The sequence below is a fragment of the Aquitalea sp. ASV11 genome (genome assembly GCF_016429185.1).
Classification (GTDB): domain Bacteria; phylum Pseudomonadota; class Gammaproteobacteria; order Burkholderiales; family Chromobacteriaceae; genus Aquitalea; species Aquitalea pelogenes.
In genome coordinates this window covers 15,639-35,720 of sequence record NZ_JAELUD010000002.1, presented here as the reverse complement: position 1 = coordinate 35,720, position 20,082 = coordinate 15,639, and the positions used below count along the sequence as shown (strand labels likewise).

The 20,082-nt window shown below is 57.1% G+C and carries 21 protein-coding genes and 1 other RNA gene; 8 read left to right on the top strand and 14 right to left on the bottom strand.

Translation table 11 applies throughout. From position 1 onward, the window contains the following. Window positions 1–42 precede the first annotated feature (42 nt). From JHD62_RS01200 to JHD62_RS01160, 9 genes are all read right to left on the bottom strand, one after another. The gene (locus tag JHD62_RS01200) at window positions 43–1,107 is read right to left on the bottom strand and encodes an MBL fold metallo-hydrolase (RefSeq protein WP_199101428.1); all 1,065 of its coding nucleotides are present in this window, start codon (window positions 1,105–1,107) and stop codon (window positions 43–45) included. 90 nt (window positions 1,108–1,197) lie between these two features. Next, the gene (locus JHD62_RS01195; RefSeq protein WP_199101427.1) at window positions 1,198–2,676 is read right to left on the bottom strand and encodes a DUF3138 family protein; all 1,479 of its coding nucleotides are present in this window, start codon (window positions 2,674–2,676) and stop codon (window positions 1,198–1,200) included. A gap of 133 nt (window positions 2,677–2,809) precedes the next feature. Further along, a complete protein-coding gene (locus JHD62_RS01190; protein ID WP_062790576.1) occupies window positions 2,810–3,655 on the bottom strand; it encodes an ABC transporter permease subunit in 846 nt (281 codons plus the stop codon). After that, window positions 3,652–4,560 carry an ABC transporter permease subunit gene (locus tag JHD62_RS01185; RefSeq protein ID WP_045848657.1) on the bottom strand — a complete coding sequence of 303 codons (909 nt, stop codon included), beginning with the start codon at window positions 4,558–4,560 and terminating at the stop codon, window positions 3,652–3,654. The genes JHD62_RS01190 and JHD62_RS01185 overlap by 4 nt, the downstream gene beginning before the upstream one ends. A 287-nt stretch (window positions 4,561–4,847) precedes the next feature. After that, on the bottom strand, window positions 4,848–5,948 hold the full coding sequence (locus JHD62_RS01180) for a polyamine ABC transporter substrate-binding protein (protein ID WP_199101426.1): 1,101 nt from the start codon (window positions 5,946–5,948) through the stop codon (window positions 4,848–4,850). A gap of 887 nt (window positions 5,949–6,835) precedes the next feature. Continuing rightward, on the bottom strand, window positions 6,836–8,182 hold the full coding sequence (yegQ, locus tag JHD62_RS01175; protein WP_199101425.1) for a tRNA 5-hydroxyuridine modification protein YegQ: 1,347 nt from the start codon (window positions 8,180–8,182) through the stop codon (window positions 6,836–6,838). Beyond that, window positions 8,176–8,616 (bottom strand): hypothetical protein, encoded by a 441-nt coding sequence (locus JHD62_RS01170; protein ID WP_045848654.1) that lies wholly within the window; start codon window positions 8,614–8,616, stop codon window positions 8,176–8,178. Before JHD62_RS01170 ends, yegQ begins: the two co-directional genes overlap by 7 nt. A 165-nt stretch (window positions 8,617–8,781) precedes the next feature. Continuing rightward, window positions 8,782–8,994 carry a hypothetical protein gene (locus JHD62_RS01165; RefSeq protein ID WP_045848653.1) on the bottom strand — a complete coding sequence of 71 codons (213 nt, stop codon included), beginning with the start codon at window positions 8,992–8,994 and terminating at the stop codon, window positions 8,782–8,784. 62 nt (window positions 8,995–9,056) lie between these two features. Continuing rightward, the gene (locus JHD62_RS01160) at window positions 9,057–9,899 is read right to left on the bottom strand and encodes a ferritin-like domain-containing protein (protein ID WP_199101534.1); all 843 of its coding nucleotides are present in this window, start codon (window positions 9,897–9,899) and stop codon (window positions 9,057–9,059) included. Window positions 9,900–10,078: 179 nt separating this feature from the next. Here JHD62_RS01160 and fliW point away from each other — a divergent pair, with 179 nt between their 5' ends. After that, window positions 10,079–10,522, top strand: coding sequence for a flagellar assembly protein FliW (gene fliW / locus JHD62_RS01155; RefSeq protein WP_131360681.1), 444 nt, complete (start codon window positions 10,079–10,081; stop codon window positions 10,520–10,522). Window positions 10,523–10,561: 39 nt separating this feature from the next. Next, window positions 10,562–11,149 carry a DNA-3-methyladenine glycosylase I gene (locus JHD62_RS01150; protein WP_199101424.1) on the top strand — a complete coding sequence of 196 codons (588 nt, stop codon included), beginning with the start codon at window positions 10,562–10,564 and terminating at the stop codon, window positions 11,147–11,149. Here the strand turns inward: JHD62_RS01150 and JHD62_RS01145 are convergent. From JHD62_RS01145 to argE, 3 genes are all read right to left on the bottom strand, one after another. Next, complete coding sequence (locus JHD62_RS01145) at window positions 11,140–11,379, bottom strand: hypothetical protein (protein ID WP_199101423.1); 240 nt, start codon at window positions 11,377–11,379, stop codon at window positions 11,140–11,142. The two genes, JHD62_RS01150 and JHD62_RS01145, sit on opposite strands and share 10 nt — an antisense overlap. Before the next feature lie 210 nt (window positions 11,380–11,589). Next, complete coding sequence (locus JHD62_RS01140) at window positions 11,590–12,978, bottom strand: sodium-dependent transporter (protein ID WP_045848649.1); 1,389 nt, start codon at window positions 12,976–12,978, stop codon at window positions 11,590–11,592. Between the two features lie 123 nt (window positions 12,979–13,101). Next, a complete protein-coding gene (gene argE / locus JHD62_RS01135) occupies window positions 13,102–14,283 on the bottom strand; it encodes an acetylornithine deacetylase (protein WP_199101422.1) in 1,182 nt (393 codons plus the stop codon). 169 nt (window positions 14,284–14,452) lie between these two features. Between argE and ffs the strand changes: the two genes are divergently transcribed. Next, window positions 14,453–14,551: signal recognition particle sRNA small type (gene ffs, locus JHD62_RS01130), an RNA gene on the top strand. Window positions 14,552–14,824: 273 nt separating this feature from the next. Further along, the gene (locus tag JHD62_RS01125; protein WP_045848647.1) at window positions 14,825–15,148 is read left to right on the top strand and encodes a DNA-binding transcriptional regulator; all 324 of its coding nucleotides are present in this window, start codon (window positions 14,825–14,827) and stop codon (window positions 15,146–15,148) included. 107 nt (window positions 15,149–15,255) lie between these two features. Here JHD62_RS01125 and JHD62_RS01120 read toward each other — a convergent pair whose 3' ends face one another. After that, complete coding sequence (locus JHD62_RS01120) at window positions 15,256–15,705, bottom strand: universal stress protein (protein ID WP_045848646.1); 450 nt, start codon at window positions 15,703–15,705, stop codon at window positions 15,256–15,258. Between the two features lie 119 nt (window positions 15,706–15,824). Between JHD62_RS01120 and JHD62_RS01115 the strand changes: the two genes are divergently transcribed. From JHD62_RS01115 to xerC, 4 genes are all read left to right on the top strand, one after another. Continuing rightward, window positions 15,825–16,250 (top strand): thioesterase family protein, encoded by a 426-nt coding sequence (locus JHD62_RS01115; RefSeq protein WP_199101421.1) that lies wholly within the window; start codon window positions 15,825–15,827, stop codon window positions 16,248–16,250. A 17-nt stretch (window positions 16,251–16,267) separates the two neighbouring features. Next, window positions 16,268–16,681: a TerB family tellurite resistance protein gene (locus tag JHD62_RS01110; RefSeq protein WP_197077286.1), complete on the top strand. Its 414-nt coding sequence runs from the start codon at window positions 16,268–16,270 to the stop codon at window positions 16,679–16,681. A gap of 114 nt (window positions 16,682–16,795) precedes the next feature. Further along, on the top strand, window positions 16,796–17,647 hold the full coding sequence (locus tag JHD62_RS01105; RefSeq protein WP_045848643.1) for a MoxR family ATPase: 852 nt from the start codon (window positions 16,796–16,798) through the stop codon (window positions 17,645–17,647). Window positions 17,648–17,654: 7 nt separating this feature from the next. Beyond that, entirely contained in the window at window positions 17,655–18,527 is an 873-nt protein-coding gene (gene xerC, locus JHD62_RS01100; protein WP_199101420.1) for a tyrosine recombinase XerC, read from the top strand. Between the two features lie 87 nt (window positions 18,528–18,614). Here xerC and JHD62_RS01095 read toward each other — a convergent pair whose 3' ends face one another. Further along, complete coding sequence (locus JHD62_RS01095; protein ID WP_199101419.1) at window positions 18,615–20,072, bottom strand: aminoacyl-histidine dipeptidase; 1,458 nt, start codon at window positions 20,070–20,072, stop codon at window positions 18,615–18,617. Between the last annotated feature and the right edge of the window lie 10 nt (window positions 20,073–20,082).

The following is a 20,082-nucleotide window of genomic DNA, read 5'->3' as shown; positions in this document are numbered from 1 at the left end:
ACAGCCGTCAAAGCACGGCGAATGGCAGCAGATCGTGGCGGATCATGACAGCCAGATGGTCTCGCCAATCGCGGGCAACTGGAAATCGCGCGCAGACACGCCCTGCTCGCGCAGCGCCATGGCCAATTCAGCCATTGGCTGCTGGATAGGTTCATCAGTCAGGATGAAAGTCCCCCAATGCACTGCCCACGCCTGCCGGGCCTTGACCTGCCGGAAGATGCGCACCGCCTCCTGCGGATTCACATGCTGCTGCCGCATGATATGGCGTGGCTCGTAAGCACCAATCGGCAGCAAGGCGAAATCCACCGGGCCGATGCGCTGGCCGATCTCCTCGAACAATTGCGCCTGATAGCCGGTATCACCGGGAAACCAGATTTTCAACCCGGCTCCCTGCAATAAAAAGCCGCCCCACAAGGCCTGGTTCAGGTCGCCCCATGGCCCGCGATTACTCCAATGGTGCGCCGGGGTCAGCTGCACACTGAGCGGCCCATGCTGATGCTGCTGCCACCAGTCCAGCTGGGTAATGTGCTGCATGGGAAAACCCGCCCGCTGCAAGGCACGGGCCACGCCCAGAGGGACGATGGCATGCGGTGCACCCCCCGGCTGTGCAGCCAGACGCTGCAGCGTGGGAAAATCCAGGTGATCGTAATGCAGATGGGTAACCAGCAGCAGGTCGATACGCGGCAGATCCGGCAAATCCAGCGGCAATGGCACCTGTCGCCTGGGCCCCAGGAAACGGAAGGGTGACACCCTGGGGGACAACACCGGATCGAGCAGGATATTGCAGCCAGCCAACTGGATAAAACTGCTGGCATGCCCCAGCCAGCTGACACTGCTGCGACTACGATTCTCACGCAAAGCGGCTGCCTCACCGGTAGTAAGCGGTATCATCTCGGGTCGATGCTCCGGCTGTGGCCCCCACCAATGCCTTAACTGCCATGCCAACAGCTGCCCCGCAGACGGGAGGGAAAACGGGTACATATTGCGATAAGCCCGCACACCATGGTGCGGGCGGACTGGGTCGGCCACATAGGGCTGACGATTGAACAGCGAACGGAACCATTCCGGCGCATTGAACATGATGATTTCCTGGCAAGCGGTTTTCATCAAATGCAGCCATACCCGGCATTTGCCAAGTCACCCCAATAAAAATGGCCTCCAGCGGAGGCCATTCGTGACAAACGGACAAGGTAAGGATCAGAAGCTGTATACCGCCTGAGCTGCGAAGATATCGTTGCTCTTGCGATAGTTGCCATCGCTGCGCAGGAATACGTCGCGATTGGCCCAGTCGTGACGGATTTCCATCTTCAGGGTCAACTGGTCGGTCGGGTAGAACAGCAGGGCTGCGGTCAAGGCCTGACGGGTGGCACCGGAGCAATCAGTACCATTGACAGTGCTGCTATTGAAACATGCCTGGGAAATACCGAAGCCGTTGGTGCCATCCACGCCATTGGACTGACCCAGCGCGATACCACCGCCACCGCCACCGTTCTTGCTGTCATTCAGGTAGTCATAGCGCAGGGTGGCACCCATGCGGCCGAACCACTCGGAATTCCATTTCTGATGTGCCAGCAACGAGAAGCCATACCATACGGCATCGCCACCGTTCCAGGCACCCTGCTTCAGGCGGCCATAGTCGAGTTCGGCATTGTAGACGCTGTCGGTGCCGGTCAGCGTGGCATCGATTTCGCCAAAGTAGTAGGCACCGTAGGCGCTGTTGGAAGTCCCCTGATAACCATAAGTGCCATCGGCCTTACTGTTGGCATCCGTGTGCACGAACAGGCTTTGACGACCAACGTTCATCGAACCACCGATGTCCAGATTACTGGTCATGGTGTAGTCGACGCGGCCAGTCACCGTCGGAGTGCTGTTGCTATGAGTACGCGCGGGCGTGTTTGAGTCATTTGCACTGTTCGGGTTGGTGTGGAACTGCTCGTTGGCAATCATGAACTTGGTGGCCCACGACCCATGCGACCAGTTGAAGCCGGCACCAACATAGCTGCCCGGGTCGCTGAAGTCATACAGCAGGCCATGGGTGATGGTGTTCATCTGGTTGGATTGCTGTACTTCGTAACCACCGAAGCTGTTCATCAAACCTGCCACCAACTGGGTAGTGTCGGACACCGGGAAGTTGATGATGGCGGTATTGATGATGTTGTTGCCGGCGCTGCTGGTGCCACCGCTGGTCAGCAGGTTGTTGCCGGAACCACGGTTAGGCAGGATGCTGACTTCGGCACTGGGCGCCATCGGGCCGACACCAAAGGTTTTCTTGATGTCCAGGTAGACATCACCAAAGGTGCTGTTGGTGTAAGCATACTGGTTGCTGTGATTGACAAACTGGAAGCCGGCGCTGCGGCCCAGACGGCTGGCCACATAGGTCGGGTCCATGTAACCGGTAATGCTCAGACCGGCAATCGGGCCTTCGCTGGCATCGGTGGTCAGCTTGTCGACCTTCATCTCCATGCCGGCCACGCGCTGTTTCAGCTCGGCATTGCCGTCATCGGCCTCCGGTGCCTTGGCGGCTGTTGCAGCATTCACCGCCTGTTGCAGCTGTTGCATTTGCGCCTGCAGGGCCTCTAGCTGGGCCTTGAGCTTGGCGATTTCGTCTCCCTTGGCATCGGCCATGGCCACACCGGGAAGACCTGCGATCAGTGCGCTGATCAACAATTTCTTCATTTCATTTCTCCCTTGTACTACAGCATGAACAGCTTTGCTCCTACGCTGACAGAACAAACGGGGTAACAGCCGGACTGGTCTGACTTCCCAACCCACTGCTACCCCGTTGTCGTTACACTAATCCCCTGCTGACTCAGGCAGCCTTGAAGGCCAGCTGCATTTCACGTTCACGCTTGCGCTGCATGGAACGCATGTACAGATTGCCTGCTACCACACCCACCGACACCACCAGGATGAACAGGGTGGCCAGTGCGTTCATTTCCGGGTTCAGACCCAGACGAACCCGCGAGAACACCACCATCGGCAAGGTGGTGGAACCCGGACCGGACAGGAAGGCGGTCAGCACCAGGTCGTCCAGCGACAGGGTGAAGGACAGCAACCAGCCGGACACCAGTGCCTGGGAAATCAGCGGCAGGGTAATCACGCAGAACACCTTGAGCGGACGTGCGCCCAGGTCCATGGCGGCTTCTTCCAGCGAACGGTTCAGTTCACGCACACGGGATTGCACGATGATGGCTACGTAGGACACACACAGCATCACGTGACCAATCCAGATGGTGAACACACCACGACCTTCCGGCCAGCCCAGGGTTTGCTCCATGGCCACAAACAGCAGCAGCAGCGAAATACCCTGGATCACTTCCGGAATCACCAGCGGGGCGTTGATCATGCCGGCGAACAGCGGAAACAGGCGGAAGCGGTTGAGCCGCGCCATCACGAAACCGGCCCAGGTACCCACCACCACCGATGCCGTTGCCGTCATCAGCGCAATCTTGATACTGAGCAGGGCTGCAGTGATGAGTTCATCATCCTCCAGCAGCGCCCAGTACCACTTGGTGGAGAAACCGGACCATACCGTCACCAGCTTCGATTCGTTGAACGAATAGATGATGAGCAGCAGGATGGGCAGGTACAGGAAAGAGTAGCCGAAGCCAAGTACCGCATAAGACAGCGGCTTGCTGGGTTTCAAGGTGCTCATTTCACTTCCTCCATCACTTTTGCTTGGTAATGCTGGAACATGGCCATGGGCACCAGCAGCAGCAGCACCATCGCGCAAGTCACGGTAGCCGCCATCGGCCAGTCCATATTGTTGAAGAATTCATCCCACATCACGCGGCCGATCATCAGCGTATCGGAACCACCCAGCAGTTCCGGAATCACGTACTCACCCACCGCCGGAATGAACACCAGCAGGCTGCCGGCGATGATGCCGTTCTTGGACAGCGGCAGGGTTACCTGTACAAAGGCCTTCCACGGACGGGCACCCAGGTCGTAGGCAGCTTCCAGCAGGCGCAGGTCCATTTTCACCAGGTGGGAATACAGCGGCATGATCATGAACGGCAGGTAGGAAAACACCATGCCGATATAAACACCCCAGTTGGTGTGGTACAGGCGCAGCGGGGTGTCGATGACGCCCAGCCACATCAGGAACTGATTGAGAAAGCCGTCGTTCTTCAGGATGCCGATCCAGGCATACACACGAATCAGATAGGACGTCCAGAACGGTAGCATCACCATCATCATCAGGGTGTCACGGGCAGATTCAGACGCACGGGCAATGTAGTAAGCCATCGGATAACCGATCAGCAGACACAAAACCGTGGACACAAAAGCCATCTTGACCGAGCTGATGTAGGTGGCGAAGTACAGATCGTCACCCAGCATGAACTTGTAATGGCCGATGTTGAGCACCAGGGTGAAGACATCGTCTTCCATCTTGGTGAGCGGTGTGTAAGGCGGAATCCCCAGCTGCTGCTGGGAGAAGCTGATGCCTACCACCAACAGGAAGGGCAACAGGAAAAAGACAAACAGGAACAAAAACGGAACACCAATCACGGTTGTCCTGCCGGACGGTAACCATCGACTGAATTTGAGACTTTTCATGATTAAGCACCACTTGGCCGGGGAACCCGGCTTGCCAAGCCCATCTTTACAGCCATCATATCAAGGCCCTGTCACGACTCGCCCTGATGTGATGACTTACGTTTCACAGCAACCCGACCCTGCCGGACCGGTTTGCAACCCTCACTCCAGATACTTTTTCTAGCCAGCCACCTGCCCGTTGCTGAACGGCAGCTGACGCTTGCATCAGCCTGCGCGGAGAAAACCCCGGCAGGCCGTGCTGTCTTGCAGCACCGGGGTGCAAACACCCCGGTGATTCAGGACTCGGTTTAGCGGCCGGTCTTCAGCTGGGTCCACAGACGGTTCTGCAGACGCATGATGTCAGCCGGCAGCGGCTTGAGCAGGAACAGGGTCTTCATGACCGATTCCGGCGGATAAATGGACGGATCGTTGGCGATTTCCGGCTTGACGAACTTGCGGGCAGCCGCGTTGGCCGTGGGGTAGAACACTTCATCGGTAATCGCGGCGTTGACTTCCGGATTCTGGATGTAGTTGATCCACTTGTGAGCGGCTTCCACGTGCGGCGCATCTTTCGGGATCACCATCACGTCAAACCAGATCGGCGCACCGGATTTCGGAATCACATAGCCCAGCTGATAGGTACGCTTGGCTTCAGCGGCACGGTGCTTGGCAATGTTGACGTCACCGGACCAGCCCAGCGCCAGGCAGATATCGCCATTGGCCAGGTCATTGATGTAGCCGGAAGAATTGAACTGGGTGATGTAGGGGCGGATTTTCTTCAGCAGTTCGAAGGCGGCCTGGTAGTCAGCCGGGTTCTTGCTGTTCGGGTCCTTGCCCAGGTGGTGCAGTGCGACTGCGAAAACGTCGTTGGCCTGATCCAGCACCGAAACGCCGCAGCCCTTCAGTTTGGAAACATATTTCGGGTCGAACAGGATGTCCCAGCTGTCCAGCGGAGCACCAGCGCCCAGAATGGCCTTCACCTTGGTGAAGTTGTAACCCAGGCCGTCGGTACCGTAAGCCCAGGGCACACCGTGGGCATTGCCCGGGTCGGCATCCTGGATCTTGGCCATCAGGGCCTTGTCCAGATTCGCCAGGTTCGGGATCTTGGACTTGTCCAGCTTCTGGTAGATGCCCGCCTCGATCTGCTTGGCCATGAAGTTGGAGGTCGGAACCACGATGTCGTAGCCGGCACGGCCGGTCAGCATCTTGGCTTGCAAGGTGTCGTCGCTGTCGTAAACGTCATACTTCACCTTCACACCGGTCTGTTTTTCAAAGCCGGGAATGGTGCCCTTGGCAATGTAGTCGGACCAGTTATAAACGTTCAGTGCCTTGTCTTCTGCCAGAACGCCAGCACTTGGCAACAGCAGAAGCAGCGAACACAGCACTTTCTTGACAAGTTTCTTCTTCATTACAGGCTTCCTATGTATTGCAAGACCATAAATTCCCTTCGTCTGGGGACGCGAGGGACCTGATGCACTGCACCTCATGAAACCGGTCGGGGATTCTCCCTCCTATCCGGTCACGCCAAACCCGGGGCGAATGTGGCACGCCTATTCACCAAGCAATAAGCGTGCACGACATTTATAACCCCATCCTATCCATTCTGGCTATTTCCAATCCAGAACGGCAGGCAACTGTCAGGCAAGAGACGAAGGACAAGGCAAACAAGCTGCCAGTCTTTTCACATTATTGTTATCGCAGGAAAGCCATGAAACGCTGCCGGCACCAGGCCGACTGCACTTCGACAGGTTCAGGCTAACGCTCGAACCAGCCTCCTCCGTTGTAGATATCACCTCGGTTATGTTTAATAAAATCCACAAATTGTGTTGAGGTGTTACAGCTTTTTAACCACAAAGACATTCAGCCGCAACATGATTTTTTTTTGCAGCGCAAAAAAACGGCAGGCGGCAGGGGCTTGACATCTGCACAGCACGCACACCCCGGCACATCTGATCATTTATCGGGCATATCCAGCGCCACAGCGCCAAATTGACTAAACATATGATCAAAAACCGCGCCCCGCTTGGTGATTCAAGGGTTTAGCCACCACCTGCGCGGGCCACACCCTGCAGCAGGGCTGGCAATGGCATACAGTACCCCTGATCGGATTAACGCGCCGATTCAGCCAGCGGTGGACAAAAAAAGTTTTTTCTTGCTTCAACTCAGAATGAGGCAGTTTTGCCACAGATCAAATCTGGCCATGCCTTGCTGTGCGTACCGACGAAATAAAAGCGGTTTGCCCCTTCAGGCAAGCCGCTTACGTTTTAGCACTGTTTGCACAGTGGCAGGCATTTGATCAGATCAGGCGTGCCAACAGCGCTTTCTCCATGCCAGCCATATCCGGAATGCGCACCTGCATGCCGTTACCGGCAGCCAGATCGACCGCCACACCGTTACGGGTCATCTGGGTCAGCTGAACGATGCGGTTACCACGCGGATGGATCACCTCGATACGATCACCCACCGCAAAGCGGTTCTTCACCTCGATCAGCGCCCAGCCATCGGCATCCACTTCCAGCACATCGCCCACATACTGGCTTTGTTTGGCCTTGGAATGGCCATCCAGGTAATTCTGGTAATCCTGCGTCTGGTGACGTTCCAGGAAGCCCGGGGTGTAGCCACGATTGGCCAGGCCTTCCAGTTCGGCCAGCAGGCTGTAGTCAAACGGGCGGCCGGCTACGGCATCGTCAATGGCCTGACGGTATACCTGTGCGGTACGGGCCACGTAGTACAGGCTCTTGGTGCGCCCTTCGATCTTCAGCGAATCCACGCCGATCTTCACCAGCTTCTCCACCTGCTCCACCGCACGCAGGTCCTTGGAGTTCATGATGTAGGTGCCATGCTCGTCTTCGATAATGGGCATCAGCTCGCCCGGACGGCTGCCCTCTTCGATCAGGTAGGTCTTGTCGGCCAGCGGATGACGCTCGGCACCACCACAGGCGGCAAAGCTCTGGTTGGCTTCTTCCAGTGCCTTGTTGAAATCCAGCTTGATGGTTTGCACATCGCCCGCGTCATCGCCCTGGGTGTCGTGCATCTTGTAATCCCAGCGGCAGGCATTGGTACAGGTGCCCTGGTTCGGATCGCGGTGATTGAAATAACCCGACAACAGGCAACGGCCGGAGTAGGCAATGCACAAGGCACCGTGCACAAACACTTCCAGTTCGATATCCGGGCATTCCTGACGGATTTCGGCAATCTCGTCCAGGCTCAGCTCGCGCGACAGGATGATGCGCGACACACCCAGCTTCTGCCAGAACTTCACCCCCATGTAGTTGACGGTATTGGCCTGCACCGACAGGTGAACAGGCACTTCCGGCCAGCGCTCGCGCACCATCATGATCAGGCCGGGGTCAGCCATGATCAGCGCATCCGGCTTCATGGCAATCACCGGCTCCATATCGGCCATGTAGGTCTTGATCTTGCTGTTGTGCGGCAACAGGTTGCTGGCCACAAAGAACAGCTTGCCGCGCGCATGCGCTTCATCAATACCGGTTTTCAGTTCTTCAAGCTTGAAGTCGTTATTGCGCGCGCGCAGCGAATAGCGCGGCTGACCGGCATAGACCGCATCCGCGCCAAAATCGTAGGCTGCGCGCATCTTGTCCAGCGTGCCGGCGGGCAGCAGCAATTCCGGGGCTTTTAACATAGGGCTTCGCTTTCTTGTTGGGACAGGCAGGCAATCGGCAAGGGCATGCGATCCGGCGGCACAAACGCGCGCCGTGATACATCCTGATTCAACCTGTCATCCGAGTAATATTGGAACAACACCGCCTTGGCGTCGTGCAATACATCGTCACACTGCGCCAGAAAAACCGGCCATTCCTGCACCATGGCCGGCATCTGCTGGGCACGGTGATACAGGATGGACAACAAGGACATGGTGAGGGTGTGATGGTATTTTTCTGCCGCGCCCTGCGCCATGGCATAGCGCGACAGCGCACGCGCACAGCGCACGGCTGCCTCCGGCGCCGGATACTGGCGACGGTAAGCCCAGGCAGCATACAAATGCGCCTGGTGGGTAAATTCGGATGCAGGCAGCGTGCTGGATTCCAACTGACGCAAAAACGCCTGATAGTCCATGATCCGGGTTCTCCGAAAACTGTAAAAACAAAAAGGCCCCGCCGTATCAGGGGCCTTTTTTCTATGTTGCGGCGCGATTATGCGCCGCCGGACGCGGCATCGTCAAGCTTGGCATCAGCATGGAGCAGATCCATTAAGCCCATGTTTTCAATGCCATTTTCTGCTTCATGGTTTTTTGGCCAGCATCGCCAGCAGCAGAAGCTGCACCAGCAGCGACCACACCATCAGTACGCCCCAGCACACAGTCAGTACCGGCTCCTGGGCAAAGCTCAGACTGCTCATCATTGCGGCGCTCAGCACAAAGGCCAAGGTAGCCGCCAGCAGGCACAGCACCGCCTGTTTGCGCCGCATGCGGATACGGCGAATGACATTCCACATTATCAGTCTCCTTCATCATCGGTTTCATCAGCGGGGCAAGGCCTCCGCTACATGCACCAGCGTCAGTTGGCGCTGGTGCATGGCTGTTCTGGTTTGGCCTGCTGCAACCATTGCAGCTCGGCTTCGCTGAATCCGGCACAACGCCGGGCATCCATATTGTAGCTGCCGCGATGGGCGGTCAGGTCATACTCGTCCAGCAAGGCGCAAAACGCGGTCATCGGCTCCAGGCCACGCGCGCGGCACAGCCAGTGAAACCAATGATTCCCCACCTGAACATGGCCGATTTCATCTTCAAGAATGATGTCGAGAATCGCCACGCTGGCATGGTCGCCAATATTGGCCAGTTTGCGCTTCAGCTCGGGGCTGGCATCCAGCCCTCGGGCATCCAGCCCTCGGGCTTCCAGCACGCGCGGCACCAGCGCCATGCGGACCAGCACATCATGATCGGTACGATGGCAGATTTCCCACAAGCCGTTATGCGCCGGAAAATCACCATAGTCATGGCCCAGTTGCTGCAAACGCTGTTGCAGCAGGCGAAAATGTTTGGCTTCCTCCGCCGCAATGCGCAGCCAGTCGGTGACGTAGGCGTCTGGCATGTCGCGAAAGCGCCAGGCAGCATCCAGCGCCAGATTGACGGCATTGAATTCGATATGGGCAATGGCATGCAGCATGGCTGGCTGGCCCAGCGGGGAGCCGGTCCTGCGTCGTGGCACCTTGGTGGCATGCACCAGCTCCGGCCTTGCCGGGTGACCGGCCAGCGGCAGGCGTGACAAAGGCGCGTCCAGCCGTTGCAAGTGACCCGCCTGCCAGGCAGCGTGGATATGGTCGGTAGCGGCCAGTTTGGCTGCGACATCGTTACAGCACAAGGCTGCTTCAATCTGTGGATACAGGGATTCAGGCTTCATCATGGTGCTGCATTCTAACGGTTTGCACTGCATTCGTGCGCTGATGCACCCTGGCGCACCAGCGCACACACGGAATTTCATGATCTGTCTCATCCGGCAACTGCCATACGCCCTACAAGAACATCGTCGGCATCATGGGCTTGATGCATAATGCTGTCATCTGCCACAGGGAGAACAACATGCTGTTCAATTCCAGCCAACTCGGCACCGTAGAAGTGGATGAAAGCACCATCATCAATTTTGACCAGGGTATTCCGGCTCTGGAAAACTGCACCCAGTTCAAGCTGTTCCACAATGCCGACAGCGCCAATCCGTCGGTATTCTGGATGCAGTCGCTGGACGATGCCGGCATTACCCTGAGCGTGACCCACCCGACTCAACTGGGCGTTCGCTACGAGGTGGAACTGAATGATGAGGAAGTTTCCCGCCTGGAACTGAGCAAGCCCGAAGATGCCGTGATTCTGGTATTGCTGTATCAGGAACAATCCGAAACCGAATCCCACCCGGCACTGGGCGAACTGAAGGCAAACATCCGCAATCCGCTCATCCTCAACCTGTCCAGCCGCAAAGGCCTGCAGAAAACCGGCCTGTCCTGCGACATCCTGATGCACAACCTCGGCTAAACCCGGCCCGGCACCAGCCGGGCTGCCCCGGAGCCTTTCATGACTGTCTCTTCAGTACCGCGCTGCCCCTGGTGCGGGGATGATCCTTTATATATTGCCTATCACGATGAGGAATGGGGCCGTCCGCAACACGACGACACCAGGCTGTTTGAAATGCTGATTCTCGAAGGTGCCCAGGCAGGCTTGTCCTGGATCACCATCCTGCGCAAGCGCGAAGGCTATCGCCGGGCCTTCCACGGTTTCGACCCGCAGCGGGTGGCGCAGATGACCGAAGAGGATGTCGAAAGGCTGATGCAGGACAGCGGGATTGTCCGCAATCGTCTGAAGATACGCAGTGCCATTCGCAACGCGGCGGTGTTCCTGCAATTGCAGCAACAGCACGGCAGTTTCGACCGCTGGCTGTGGAGTCACACCCAGGGGCAGAGCGTGCTCAACCACTGGCCGACATTGCAAGATTGCCCGGCCAGCACGGCATTATCCGACCAGATCAGCAAGTCACTGAAAAAAGCCGGAATGAATTTTGTCGGCAGTACCGTGATTTATGCTTACTTGCAGGCAACCGGGGTAGTGAATGACCACTTGCTGGGTTGCCACTGCCACCCGGCCTACGGCAAGACTCAGGCCTGAGCCGGGCTGAACACCACGGTGCGGAACATGCCGTCGGTGGAATGAAAGGGGTGAGCCTGCACCGGCTCATCCTCCTGACAAAATGCCATCATGCGCCAGCCGTGAATCAGCTCGCGCACTTCCTCTTCCGACCACGGCCCTTCCAGACGGTCCGGCACCAGTGCCGACAGCTCCTGACACAGCGCCCGCAAACGGCCCGGAACCTCTAGCTGCTGCAGCGTAAAAACCAAGTTCCGCTGATGATTCATGCTTCACCTCTCACCCCTGTGGGTGTGCAGTAAGCCATCATCATTTCATGTCTTATTATTAAAATCCAGTTAAATCATCATTCGTAATTTGATTTAATAATACGGAAAATCATTTGATAGCTTTCCATGAAAACAAAAAGGGCCATCCAATCCGGATGACCCCTCTGTTGAAGCAACCGCACCACAGGGAACTCAGAACAGCTTCAGCCCCTTGAGCATCACCACCAGAATCAGCAGCGGCGAAACAAAGCGCACCACCACCAGCAGTACCCGCACCAGCGCCTCGTTGTGCAACTGTCCTTCATTGGACAAGGCCGCCTTCAAACGGTCAAAACCCCATACCCAGCCGACAAACAGGCAAAGAAAAATACCCCCCAGCGGCATCAGGATATTGGACGTGACAAAGTCGAACAGGTCGAACATGGTCATGCCAAACAGCTTGAAGTCAGCCATGGTGCTGTTGGACAAGGCGCAGCTGGCACCAAACAGCGCCAGCACCAGCAAGTTCAACACCGTTGCCTTGGGACGGCTGATGCCAAAACGCTCGCTCAACACCGATACCGGTACTTCCAGGATGGACAACATGGCACCCGTCGAGGCGATGGCAGCCAGTATAAAGAAGGCCACCATGAACAGCTGGCCCATCGGCATGCTGGCAAACACGGCAGGAATGGTGATGAACAGCAGCGACGGCCCCGCTTCCGGCTTGAAGCCAAAGGCAAACACTGCCGGGAAAATGGCAATACCGGCCAGCATGGACACAAACAGGTCGGCACACATCACGCGCAAGGTGGTGGCAGGAATGTTCTGATCGTCACGGAAATAGCTGCCATAGGTCATCATGGTACCCATGCCGATGGACAGCTTGAAAAAAGCCAGGCCAACCGCAGTCAACACCACCGCGGCAGTAATCTTGGAAAAGTCCGGGGCAAACAGGAAACTGATGCCCTGCATGGCACCAGGCAGCATCAGGCTGCGCACGCCGATCACCAGCAGCAGCAAAAACAGGATGGGCATCAGCTTCTTGGTGACCGCCTCGATACCCTTGGCCACACCCATCAGCAGGATGCCGCCAATCAGCGCCAGTACCAGCCATTGCCACAGCAGCGACTGTACCGGGTCGGCAATCAGGCTGCCAAAAGCCGCCGAAGTGACTTTCGGATCGCTGGACAGAATGCCACCGCCAATCGCCTTGAACACATAGGCAAACACCCAGGCAGCCACTTCGGAATAAAACGCCATGATCAGGAAGGCCGACAACACGCCAAAGGCGCTGATCAGCCACCATGGCTGGCCGGCAGGTGCCAGTTTTTTCAATGCAGTGACTGCATCGGACTTGGCACGACGGCCCAGCATGATTTCCGAAATCATCACCGGCAAACCCACCAGCAAGGTGGCACAGACATACACGATCAGAAAACCGGCACCGCCATTGGTCCCGGTCAGGTAGGGAAATTTCCAGATATTACCCAGCCCGACCGCCGAGCCGAGCGTGGCGGCCAGTACGCCAAAACTGGAGGTAAATCCGTCACGTGCCTTGCTGGCACCTGCGGACGCCGAGGATCTGCTGTCCTGTTTCATTTGGTCTCTCATCACGACAAAATTCAAGCCCGTTCAAGCGATAACCTGAACGGATGCCACGGGTTCCGGGGTCACCGGAGCGGCGATTCTGAAGTTATTTTACAGACCATGCAAAAATATTTGTCAGCCACCACCCTGCGCGCGACACAACTCGGCTGTCAGCCGCGCCAGCCAGTCAAAACAGGCTGCCAATTGACTCTCCTCAATAAATTCATCCGGGCGATGTGCCTGCTCGATCGAACCTGGCCCCAGCACGACACAAGGGATGCCGGCCGCATGGAAAACACCGGCTTCCGTGGTGTACGCCACGCCGTCACCACCCTGACAAGCGCACAGCTTTTCCACATAGTGCAGCACTTCACTTTGCGGCGTGGCCTCGAATGCCGGGCAATACACGCGCGGCTCAATGGAGATTTCCGCTTCCGGGGCAACCTGGCGCATTTCCAGCAACAGATTGTCGGCATAATCACGCACCGAATCGACAAAACGCTGCGGATCATCACCCGGCAGCCAGCGGCACTCAAAGGTGAATTCGCAATCCTTAGGCACGATGTTGTTGGCCGTGCCGCCGCTGATAGTGCCGGTTTGCAAGGTGGTGAAAGGCACATCATATAACGGCTGGTGATGACCGAACGATGCCTCAGTGTCTGCCAGGCGGCGAACGTGGGTAATCAGCCTGGCGGCATATTCAATGGCATTCACCCCTTGCGGTGTGAGCGAGGAATGCGCAGCCCGCCCCTGTACATGGCAGTGGTAATGGGCAATGCCCTTGTGTGCCACCACGGGACGCATTGAAGTCGGCTCGCCAATGATGCAACCGGCCAGCGGCACCTGCTCCTGTAACAAGGCATCAATCAGGCGTGGCACGCCCAGACAACCCACTTCCTCGTCATAAGACAAGGCAATACCGATGCCCTGCTGCAAGCGCCCTTCTGCTGCAAGCCTCACCCACTCCGGCACATGCGCCAGTACGCAAGCAATGAACCCCTTCATATCGCATGCTCCGCGGCCATACCAACGACCGTCCCCCTTGTCGGTAAGGGTGAACGGCGGTGAAGTCCACGCCTGCCCGTCCACCGGCACCACATCGGTATGACCGGACAGCAACAGAACCGGCAAGTCTGCCGCACCTATCCGGGCAAACAGGTTGGCCTTGCTGCCATCATCATTCAAGGTCAGCTGGCTGCTCAGGCCGTAAGCCTGCAGATACTGCTCTACCCAACGGATCAGTGCGAGATTGGAATGACGGCTGGTGGTATCAAAGCCCACCAGTGTTTGCAGCAGGGAAAGAGAGGAGGAAGACATGAGGCAGTCCTGTAAACAAGGCAAAACATAGGCTGAGTCTGCCCCCAGAGCTGCTACTCAGGCAATATGCCTGCTAATAAAAAGACTGTCCGATTCCACGCTGGATAGCCGTTTTTCCAGCACCTCTTGGCAAGCATGCCGAAACCCGCTATTATTCGCACTCTTCTGCGGCGGGTCTCCTCGCATTGTACGGTAGCAAACCTGGTCAGGTCCGGAAGGAAGCAGCCATAGTTACTTAGTACAAGTGCCGAGGGTCAGGCTCGCCACCCTCCCCCTTTCTGTACGACCATCATCTATATACATGTTTACGACATGTAACTACCATTTTCGTGCCAGATGGATGACATTCCGTTGTATTCCTAGATAAGAATACGCTAACATATCATTCATGCGCATGTAATCCATGTCGGAACTTTATGATTTTTTTCAAATCACATTATTCCTTATGGATTTTCTTTGCTATTTTTAGGACATAGGGCAGTGTCCTAAGCCAAAACAATAATTCAATACAATACTGTTAGCCTTTTAAGAGGAACAACCCATGAAACTCTTTGAAAAAATCACCAATCCGCGCGAAATCCGCCGCAAGCTGGGCCTGAACCAGCAGGAGTTCTGGAGCCGCATCGGCGTAACCCAGTCCGGCGGCTCCCGCTACGAAAGCGGTCGCAACATGCCCAAACCAGTTCGCGAACTCCTGCGTCTGGTTCATGTCGAGCAGATCGAACTGTCCAAGGTTCGCCGCGAAGACTTCGAAATTGTCGAGTATCTGAAAGAAACCCACCCTGACCTGTACAAGAGCCTGCGCAAGGCCGTGCGTGCCAAGATGGAAGCGCAGGAAGGCAGCAGCGAAGCAACCGCTGGCTGATATTCCCGCCACCCAAAAAAAGCAGCCGTCAAACCATCAGGTTGAACGGCTGCTTTTTTTATGGGTAAACCGCTATGCAGTGGTGCAAAGCGGCCTGGCAAACATGCTCATTCACCGGCATTGCGCACCAGCAGAACCGGCACATCTGCCTGCTTGAGCAAGCCTTCGGCAACACTACCCATCAGGATATGCATCAAACCGCTCCAGCCATGGGTACCCATTACCACCAGATCAGCACCCCAGGTATTGGCATCATCAATCAGCACTGATGCAATCTTGTCACCCCAGCTCTCCAGGATCTTGACTTCAGGAGTCAGCCCGGCAGCCACTGCCTGTGCCTGTGCCTGTCCCAGCACTTGCTCACCGGCCTGCTTGATGGACTTTTGCAGCTCGGCAGCATCCAGAAACTCCGTACCGCCCCAGCCAAACTGCGCGAGATCAACCACATGCACCAGACGAAGGGTGCTACCCATGCTCTTGGCAAGTCGGCATGCTTCAGCCAATGCCAGGTTGGACGTATCACTATCATCCACTGGCACGAAAATGCGTTGGTACATAAGCCTCTCCTTGTGTGTGTTGGCAGCCATGCATTCAGTCTAGCAAACCACCCCGGCTTGCTGTTGATACAGATTAAGACAGTCGATTAGACTGAATGTCATTTTATTCAGGTGAAATCATGGCACGCATCAAGATTGCGCTTCCCGAGCAGTTCATCTTCCAGACCAGCATGGAGGTGCGCATTGGCGACATCAACTACGGCGGCCACATGGCCAATGATGCCATTTTGCGCCTGGCGCACGAGGTGCGCCTGCGCTGGTTGAAAAGCATGGGCTACAGCGAGCTGGATGTCGAGGGCGTTGGCATCATCATGGCAGATGCAGCCGTCATGTACCGTGCCGAAGCATTTCACGGCGACCAACTGGTGTTCAATCTCGGCACTGCCGATCACAACAAGTACGGGCTGGACATCGTCTATCAGGCGACAGATGGCAACAATGGCAAAGAAGTGGCAAGATTGAAAACAGGCATCGTATTCTTCGATTACCAGACTCGTCAGGTCGCAGCCATGCCCGCAGCCTTTGCGGCAAGGCTTCATCAATAACAACAAGGAATCTCGTGATGCGTCCATACCCGATTAACAGCCCCGAAGCCATTGCCCGTTTGCTGGCCATGTTCATGATTTCCGATGGCAACATGGACCCGCGCGAGCTGGACCTGCTGGAAAAAGTCAACGTCTACGACCTGATCGGCCTGTCGCGCAAGCAATTTGCCCAGGTTCTGACAGACTACTGTGACGACATTTCCGACGAAGCGGAGCAGGACGGCACCATTCACCTGCTGGATACCGACCGGATTGAAACCATGCTGGCCGAGGTGACCAATCCGGCCAAACGCATCCTGACCTGTGTGCTGGCCATGGATATCAGCAAATCGGATGGCACCATCAGCGACCCGGAAATTGTCTTGCTGCGCCACATGATGAAAGAATGGAACATCAGCCTGGACGATCTGGAACGCCAGTTCGTGCGCTGACACGCCTGACACAGCTAACGGGAACGAGGCCTGTTAACTGTGTTGCCGCATTGCGCAAGCCGCCCGGCTCGTCCCGGCGGCTTTGTCATTGATAACAACAAGGTGCTAACCCATATGCAAACCCGCTTTACCGGCAGCGATCAATACGTTGCCACCGACGACCTGATGATGGCAGTCAATGCTGCCATCACACTGCAACGCCCTTTGCTGGTGAAAGGCGAGCCGGGCACCGGCAAGACCATGCTGGCCGAAGAAATTGCCGCCAGCCTGGGCCGGCAGCTGATTGTCTGGCCGATCAAATCCAGTACCAAAGCCCAGCACGGGCTGTACGAATACGATGCAGTATCCCGCTTGCGTGACTCCCAGTTGGGCGATGCCAAGGTTCATGACATCAGTAATTACATCATCAAGGGGCAGCTATGGCAGGCCTTCGAGGCGGATACGGCACCGGTGTTGCTGATTGATGAAATTGACAAGGCGGACATCGAATTCCCCAACGACTTGCTGCGCGAACTGGACCAGATGGAGTTTTTTGTCCACGAGACACAGCAGTTTGTCCGTGCCCGGCAGCGGCCCATCATCATCATTACTTCCAATAACGAGAAGGAACTGCCGGACGCTTTCCTGCGCCGTTGTTTTTTTCATTACATTCGTTTTCCCGATCCGGCCACCATGCAGACCATCGTGGACGTGCACTACCCCGGCCTGCAGCAGCAGCTGGTCAGCCAGGCACTGGAAGTCTTTTTTGCCATCCGTGAAATGCCCGGCCTGAAGAAAAAACCCACCACTTCCGAACTGCTGGACTGGCTGAAGCTGCTGGGCAGCGAAGGCATAGACAGCGCACAACTGGCCGCCCAGCACCAGTCGGCCAGCCTGCCACCACTGGCAGGTGCCCTGCTGAAGAACGAGCAGGACCTGTCCTTGTTCGAGCGCCTGAGCAATATGGCACGGCTGCGCCGTGGCTGAGTCTGACATGCTGGCTGCATTCCGTGACAGCTTGCGGCTGCAAGGCAAGAGCCCGCACACGCTGGATGCCTATGTGCGCGACTTGCAAGGCCTGCAACTGCTACTGGGCAGCCGCGACATCCTGCAGGCGCAGGCCGATGACATCCGCAAGGCCATGGCCACCCTGCACGCACGCGGCCTGGGTAGCCGCAGCCTGGCACGCAAGCTGTCATCGTGGCGACAGTTCTATGACTGGCTGCAACAAAAACAGGCCATCGGGATCAATCCTTGCCTGGGCCTGCGTGCGCCCAAGCAGGACAAGCCCCTGCCCAAGGCGCTGCCAGTGGATGGTACTGCCGCCTTGCTGGAACACATTCCGCATGATGAAACCCTCAGCCTGCGCGACCGTGCCCTGTTCGAGCTGATGTACTCCTCCGGCTTGCGCCTGTCCGAAGCGGTAGGGCTGGACCTGTCCGACATGGACCTGCAAGAACAGCTGCTACGCGTGCGCGGCAAGGGCAACAAGACACGCTTGCTGCCGATAGGACGCACGGCACTGGATTACCTGCAGCAATGGCTGGCCGAACGGCAAGCCGAAGCGGGCTGCACTGCCGTGTTTGTCGGTCGGCATGGCCGCCGTCTCAGTGCGCGGCAAGTGCAAAAGCGCCTGGCGGAATGGTCGATCCGTACCGGCATGGACCGCCACGTACACCCCCACATGCTGCGTCACTCATTTGCCAGCCATCTGCTGCAATCCTCGGGCGATTTGCGGGCAGTGCAGGAATTGCTGGGCCATGCCAACCTGTCGACAACCCAGATCTACACCGCGCTGGACTTTCAGCATCTGGCCAAGGTGTACGATGCCGCTCATCCACGGGCCAGGAAAAAGGATACTGAATAGAAAAACCCGGCAAAGCCGGGTTTTTCCAATGCAGAGCCTGTCAGTGCGGCAGGTGACTTGATCGCCACAGCGAGCTCACCTACTGCTTTAACTGCGTGCAGGCACGGCAGCCAGTACCGCCTTGAGCAATTGCCAGGCCTTGCCGACCGACTCCACTTCCACCCGCTCACCCGGTGCATGCGCACCGCGAATGGTCGGACCGAACGACACCATGTCCATCTCCGGATACTTGGCTCCGATAATGCCGCACTCCAGACCGGCATGAATCACCTGCACGCCGGATTCGCCACCGAATTCTTGCTGATAAACCTGCTGGAACAAGGCCAGCAACGGGGACTGCGGGTTTGGTGCCCAGCCCGGATAGCCACCTTCCATTTCCACGGCAAAGCCAGCCAGCCCAAACAGGCTTTCCACTTCACGCGCCAGCATCCAGGTGCCGGAATCCAGCAAGGAGCGCACCATCAGGTTGGCAAATACCTTGCCCTGCTCCACCCGTACCACACCAAGATTGTTCGAAGTCTCCACCACGCCGCTGACACGCTGACTCATGCGCTTCACGCCATGCGGCGCGGCATGCATGGCGGCCAGAATGGCAGCCTGGTCAGCAGATTCCAGTACGCTATCCGCATGCGAGGCTTCAGACAGCACGCTCACATCCTCATCTACCCCCGCCAGTTCGAAGCGCAGCAGAGACTGGAAAGCATCCAGCCTGGCGGCGATGCGGGCAGCATCCTGCTCCGGATAGGCAACCGTTGCCGCCGCTTCACGGGCCAGTGCATTGCGGGCGGTTCCACCACTGAAGGAGGCCAGCTGCAGGTCGGTTTCGGCTTCCAGTTCGCGCAGCAAGCGCACCAGCAGCTTGATGGCATTGCCACGGCCCAGATGAATGTCGGCACCCGAGTGGCCCCCTTTCAGACCTTTGATGTGCAGCTGGACAACCTGATAACCGGCAGCCAGTGGACGACTGGCATATTCGCGCGTGACATTGACATCAACACCGCCGGCGCAGCCCATATAGAACTCGCCCCATTCTTCGGTATCGATATTGATCATCATGCTGCCCTGCAGCAAGCCTGGCTCCAGCCCCAGCGCCCCGCCCATGCCCGCTTCTTCATCCAGCGTCATCAGCACTTCGACCGGGCCATGCACCAGATCGTCACTGGCCAGCACGGCCAGACCCATCGCCACACCAATGCCGTTATCGGCACCCAGAGTGGTGTTTTCTGCCACCAGCCAGCCATCTTTCAGCACCGGGCGGATCGGGTCTTTGAAAAAGTCGTGCTCGGTACCGGCATTGGCCTGGCACACCATGTCCAGATGGCCTTGCAGTACCACGCCTACACGGTTTTCCATGCCAGGCGTGGCAGGCTTGCGCACGATCAGGTTACCGGCAGCATCCACAACACTGGTCAGACCACGCAATTCGGCCCAACCTTTCAGGTAATCACGCAACGCTTGCTCATGCTTGGATGGACGGGGAATTTCGCACAAGGTCTGGAAATGTTCCCATACTTCCGGCGGCTGCAGCTTGGCAATGTCGACCACAATGTTTCCT

What these genes read in the sequence shown, in the direction of transcription:
- JHD62_RS01200 (WP_199101428.1), bottom strand. Translation starts at nt 1,107, where the DNA reads ATGAAAACCGCTTGCCAGGAAATCATCATGTTCAATGCGCCGGAATGG.
- JHD62_RS01195 (WP_199101427.1), bottom strand. Translation starts at nt 2,676, where the DNA reads ATGAAGAAATTGTTGATCAGCGCACTGATCGCAGGTCTTCCCGGTGTG.
- JHD62_RS01190 (WP_062790576.1), bottom strand. Translation starts at nt 3,655, where the DNA reads ATGAGCACCTTGAAACCCAGCAAGCCGCTGTCTTATGCGGTACTTGGC.
- JHD62_RS01185 (WP_045848657.1), bottom strand. Translation starts at nt 4,560, where the DNA reads ATGAAAAGTCTCAAATTCAGTCGATGGTTACCGTCCGGCAGGACAACC.
- JHD62_RS01180 (WP_199101426.1), bottom strand. Translation starts at nt 5,948, where the DNA reads ATGAAGAAGAAACTTGTCAAGAAAGTGCTGTGTTCGCTGCTTCTGCTG.
- yegQ (WP_199101425.1), bottom strand. Translation starts at nt 8,182, where the DNA reads ATGTTAAAAGCCCCGGAATTGCTGCTGCCCGCCGGCACGCTGGACAAG.
- JHD62_RS01170 (WP_045848654.1), bottom strand. Translation starts at nt 8,616, where the DNA reads ATGGACTATCAGGCGTTTTTGCGTCAGTTGGAATCCAGCACGCTGCCT.
- JHD62_RS01165 (WP_045848653.1), bottom strand. Translation starts at nt 8,994, where the DNA reads ATGTGGAATGTCATTCGCCGTATCCGCATGCGGCGCAAACAGGCGGTG.
- JHD62_RS01160 (WP_199101534.1), bottom strand. Translation starts at nt 9,899, where the DNA reads ATGAAGCCTGAATCCCTGTATCCACAGATTGAAGCAGCCTTGTGCTGT.
- fliW (WP_131360681.1), top strand. Translation starts at nt 10,079, where the DNA reads ATGCTGTTCAATTCCAGCCAACTCGGCACCGTAGAAGTGGATGAAAGC.
- JHD62_RS01150 (WP_199101424.1), top strand. Translation starts at nt 10,562, where the DNA reads ATGACTGTCTCTTCAGTACCGCGCTGCCCCTGGTGCGGGGATGATCCT.
- JHD62_RS01140 (WP_045848649.1), bottom strand. Translation starts at nt 12,978, where the DNA reads ATGAAACAGGACAGCAGATCCTCGGCGTCCGCAGGTGCCAGCAAGGCA.
- argE (WP_199101422.1), bottom strand. Translation starts at nt 14,283, where the DNA reads ATGTCTTCCTCCTCTCTTTCCCTGCTGCAAACACTGGTGGGCTTTGAT.
- JHD62_RS01125 (WP_045848647.1), top strand. Translation starts at nt 14,825, where the DNA reads ATGAAACTCTTTGAAAAAATCACCAATCCGCGCGAAATCCGCCGCAAG.
- JHD62_RS01120 (WP_045848646.1), bottom strand. Translation starts at nt 15,705, where the DNA reads ATGTACCAACGCATTTTCGTGCCAGTGGATGATAGTGATACGTCCAAC.
- JHD62_RS01115 (WP_199101421.1), top strand. Translation starts at nt 15,825, where the DNA reads ATGGCACGCATCAAGATTGCGCTTCCCGAGCAGTTCATCTTCCAGACC.
- JHD62_RS01110 (WP_197077286.1), top strand. Translation starts at nt 16,268, where the DNA reads ATGCGTCCATACCCGATTAACAGCCCCGAAGCCATTGCCCGTTTGCTG.
- JHD62_RS01105 (WP_045848643.1), top strand. Translation starts at nt 16,796, where the DNA reads ATGCAAACCCGCTTTACCGGCAGCGATCAATACGTTGCCACCGACGAC.
- xerC (WP_199101420.1), top strand. Translation starts at nt 17,655, where the DNA reads ATGCTGGCTGCATTCCGTGACAGCTTGCGGCTGCAAGGCAAGAGCCCG.